The organism is Novosphingobium sp. fls2-241-R2A-195 (genome assembly GCF_030209485.1).
In the GTDB taxonomy this organism is placed as follows: domain Bacteria; phylum Pseudomonadota; class Alphaproteobacteria; order Sphingomonadales; family Sphingomonadaceae; genus Novosphingobium; species Novosphingobium resinovorum.
Window position 1 is genome coordinate 1 of the sequence record NZ_JARVRY010000048.1, and the last position, 3,601, is coordinate 3,601.

Annotated in this window: 2 protein-coding genes; both read right to left on the reverse strand. The window is 66.3% G+C overall.

The genetic code is table 11. The features are described from left to right. Window positions 1–234: 234 nt before the first annotated feature. Window positions 235–1,590 (reverse strand): sigma-54-dependent transcriptional regulator, encoded by a 1,356-nt coding sequence (locus QRN25_RS25810; RefSeq protein WP_285022388.1) that lies wholly within the window; start codon window positions 1,588–1,590, stop codon window positions 235–237. After that, entirely contained in the window at window positions 1,587–3,329 is a 1,743-nt protein-coding gene (locus tag QRN25_RS25815; protein WP_285022390.1) for a sensor histidine kinase, read from the reverse strand. The genes QRN25_RS25810 and QRN25_RS25815 overlap by 4 nt, the downstream gene beginning before the upstream one ends. Window positions 3,330–3,601 lie beyond the last annotated feature (272 nt).

A 3,601-nucleotide genomic window follows, 5' to 3' on the forward strand; every position in this document is an offset into this window, starting at 1 on the left:
GTCGACCCATTCCGGCCGTTCGGCCCCTGATTCTCCGTTCCCAATTGCCGCCCGTCCGCTATCCTGCGGCAACCGATCATATTCGCCTATTCGCACAACTCAACCAGAAGGTCTGGCCAGCGTCACTGTCGCCATCGTCAGCAACGAAGCGAGAGATTGAATACGTTGCGCGCAAGAGAAGTGTGAAAGATTACATGGCTTCGGTCTGTGGATTCAGCCCAGGAAATGAAGGCTCTACCGTAGGCCCATCCTGTCCATTTTCTTGAGCAGGCCGACCCGCGAAAGGCCGAGTTCGCGCGCGGTATGCGTGTGGTTGTGGCCGGTACGGTCGAGAGCTTCGGTGATGCGGAGCCGCTCGAGAGCGGTCACCTCATCCTGTAGCGTCTGGCCGGATGGTGGCAGCGTTGCGGTATTCGGCACAGGCTCGCGATCCTCTCCCATCGCGAAAGCTAGGTCGGCGATGCCAATCGTCAAACCACTCGCGCTCCTGGGCGCGAGGGCGGCGGCGCACTCGATGACCGAGCGCAGTTCGCGCACGTTTCCAGGCCAGCCGTGACTTTCCAGCCAGTCCAGTGCGCCGGGCACGAAGCTGGCCGGGCCTTCGCTGGCACGGCGCAGGAACAGCCGGGCCAACAGGGCTATGTCGCCCTGTCGGTCTGCCAGCGCCGGGACCCGCAGAACGACGCCCTTCAGGCGGTAGTAAAGGTCCTCGCGGAAACTGCCGTCCGCAACAGCGGCGGCAAGATCGCGGTGGGTGGCGGCAACGATACGCACGTCAGCGCGGCGAACCTCGCGGGCGCCGACCGGCTGGTAGCTGCCATCGGCGAGAAAACGCAGCAGTTTGACCTGCATGGTGGCTGGCATCTCGCCAATTTCGTCGAGGAACAGGGTTCCGTGCGCGGCGGTTTCGACAAGGCCGGGGCGATCGGCATGGGCGCCCGTGAAGCTGCCCTTGAGATGGCCGAAAAGCTCGCTTTCCAGAAGGTCTGCCGGGACCGCGCCGCAATGCACCGGCACTAGCGCGCGGCCCGCCCGGGGCGATGCGGCGTGGATAGCGCGGGCCACCAGTTCCTTGCCGGTGCCGCTGGGCCCCAGCACCATCACTGGCAGGGCCGTGGGCGCGATACGGCGGATCATGTCACGCAGCGAGGTCATTGGCGGGGATTGCCCGACCAGCCCCATGTCCTCAGCCGAATGCTCAAGGGCTTTCGCTGCAGCCAGGTCGCGGGCAAGCCGCGCGCGTTCGAGGGCGCGTTCGACGACAACCTTGAGCATGTCAGGATCGACCGGTTTGGCCAGAAAGTCCCACGCGCCGGCCTCCATCGCCTTTAGGGCCAGGGGCTGATCGGCGTGGCCCGTCATTACTACCACCGGAGCGGGGGCGAACGAGGGGATCAGGGCAAGCCCGGCCTCCGGATCATGATGCGGAGGCATCGCCAGATCCAGCAGGACCACGTCGGCGCCGTGCTGCGCAAAAGCCTGCCTCGCGGCGTCGCCGTCTCCCACCGTGGTCACCTCATGGCCGAGCGAGCGGAGCCAGCCGGCAGTCAGGCGCTGGAATGCCGGTTCGTCGTCGGCGAGCAAGATCATGGTGTTCTCCCGAAGGTCAGGCGGAAACAGGTGGACCACCCCGACCGCGCGGCCAGCGTTACCGTGCCGCCGTGCGCCTCCATGATCCGCCGGACGATGGCAAGGCCCAGTCCAGTCCCCCCGGGGCGGCGAGACACGAAAGGGCGGAACAGGCTCTGCGCGATATCGGGCGAGATGCCCGGCCCGTCATCGCAGATGTCGATCGTGACGGGAGGGCCCGGTTCGGTGACGATCAGGACGCGCGAACCCATTGCGCGGGCATTGTCGACAAGGTTGGCCAGCGCGCGGTTCAGTGCCATGCGGTCGGCCTGAACCTCAAGGTCGGGTGGGCCCTCAACCTCCACGCTAAACTGGCCGAGCAGGTCGTTGACGCGCAGGGCGCGCGGCGTAACGGTCCAGGCGCGGGCGTAATCGAGAATGTCGGTGACCAGCGCATTCATCCGCGTGACCTGTTCCCCGATTTCAGCGCGGACTTCGGCCGGGGCGCCGGTGGCGGCCATCTGCACGATACCCAGCGGGTTGCGCAAGTCGTGCGCCACCGTGGCCGCCAGTGCACCCAGTTCGGCAAGGCGCGCTTCGCGCTCGGCATCGACCATGCGCCGGGCGGACGAAAGGCGGCGTGCGCTTTCGGCGGTGATCGAAGCGAAGCGCTCGGCGGTGTAACGCGTGCCAGCGGGGGCATCGTCCCATCCCCGCAGCGAGACGGTCTCGCCTTCGAGCAGGAGATCGGGGCCACCGGGCGGCAGACCGAGGTGCCGGTGAAGCAGGGCGTTGGCGGTGGCTGCCAGTGCGGTCTCGTCGGTCGCCTCGGCCATGCGGTCGCGCCACTGCGCGATATCGGCTTCAGCGACGTGGCCGCCGGGGAATACCATGCGGTCCACCAAACGCTTAAGCGGCGTGAGGATCGCCAAGCCCAGGAGCAGTGTTCCCGCCAGCGCGAGCCAGGTCGCCAGGAAACCTGCCGGGCGACCCGCGAGTGTCAGTGGCAGCGCGGCTATGAACACGCTGGCGGCGCCCGCCCCGGCAAGCAGGAGTAACCAAACGAGCGCACGACGGGCCCAGATATCTGCGAGCATGAACCGATGGCGCACGATGCCGTAGACCAGCGCCACCGAATAGAGCGGCAGCAACAGTACCGGCCAAGGGTAGGCCTCGATCCCGAAGGCGGGAAAGGCAAAGCCGGAAAGCGCAACGAGGCCGATCAGGCTGGAGACGAATACGGCGCCTGCCTGTTGCCCGTGAAGGCCGTCCTGCCGCTTCCAAACGACGAGGAGCCGCAGGTGGCCTGCGATCGACAGGGCCGCCGCCACGCCCAGCACACCCCAACCCACTGCCGAAGGGATGAAGAAACCCACAAATCCGCGCCAGGGCATGACCGTCCCGACGCCGAAGAGCATGCCGACCAGCGCGGCGAACGCGGCAAGAGCATAGCTCGCCATGGCAACAGGCCGCAGCGCACCGCAAAGCGCAAATGCGAAGACCAGATGGACGAAGGCCGCGGCGGGCAAGGGAGACAAGGCGATCAGCGTAGTAGTGACCCCAGCGGCCTGCTGCCCGAAAAGCGCGGGCGCGGCTTGGGCGATGCTCCAGATGCCGACGCCGGTCAGGAATGCGGCGAGCAGCGACGATCCGGGAAGGTTTCGCGCGCGTAACGCCACGAAGCCGGCCAGCATAAAGCTGGCGATCGCCGTCAGCGCAAGCGCGCCGATAAAGGCCGGGATGCCGATCGCTGTATCCATCGTTGATAGTTCTACCATCATTTTGCGTACACGTCGTTAACATCCATTCGTGTCGGGGAGCCAGAAATCCTCGGCATTGCGCGGGTTTACGCAATTGGCATGCCACTTGCGGAAGGGCTTCCGAAGCCGCGCCTGCCTGGTGCGACATTCATGAAGGAGCCTGCCATGTTGATCCCGATTGCCGCTTTGCTGCTGACGTATGCCCTCACCGTGCTGGTCGCGACGCTGGCTGTCGTCGCCCTGTGGCGGCCGCTGCTCATCCTCCTGTCCGA

Excerpts from the sequence above, each read along its gene's own strand:
- QRN25_RS25810 (WP_285022388.1), bottom strand. The coding sequence starts at position 1,590 with ATGATCTTGCTCGCCGACGACGAACCGGCATTCCAGCGCCTGACTGCC.
- QRN25_RS25815 (WP_285022390.1), bottom strand. The coding sequence starts at position 3,329 with ATGGATACAGCGATCGGCATCCCGGCCTTTATCGGCGCGCTTGCGCTG.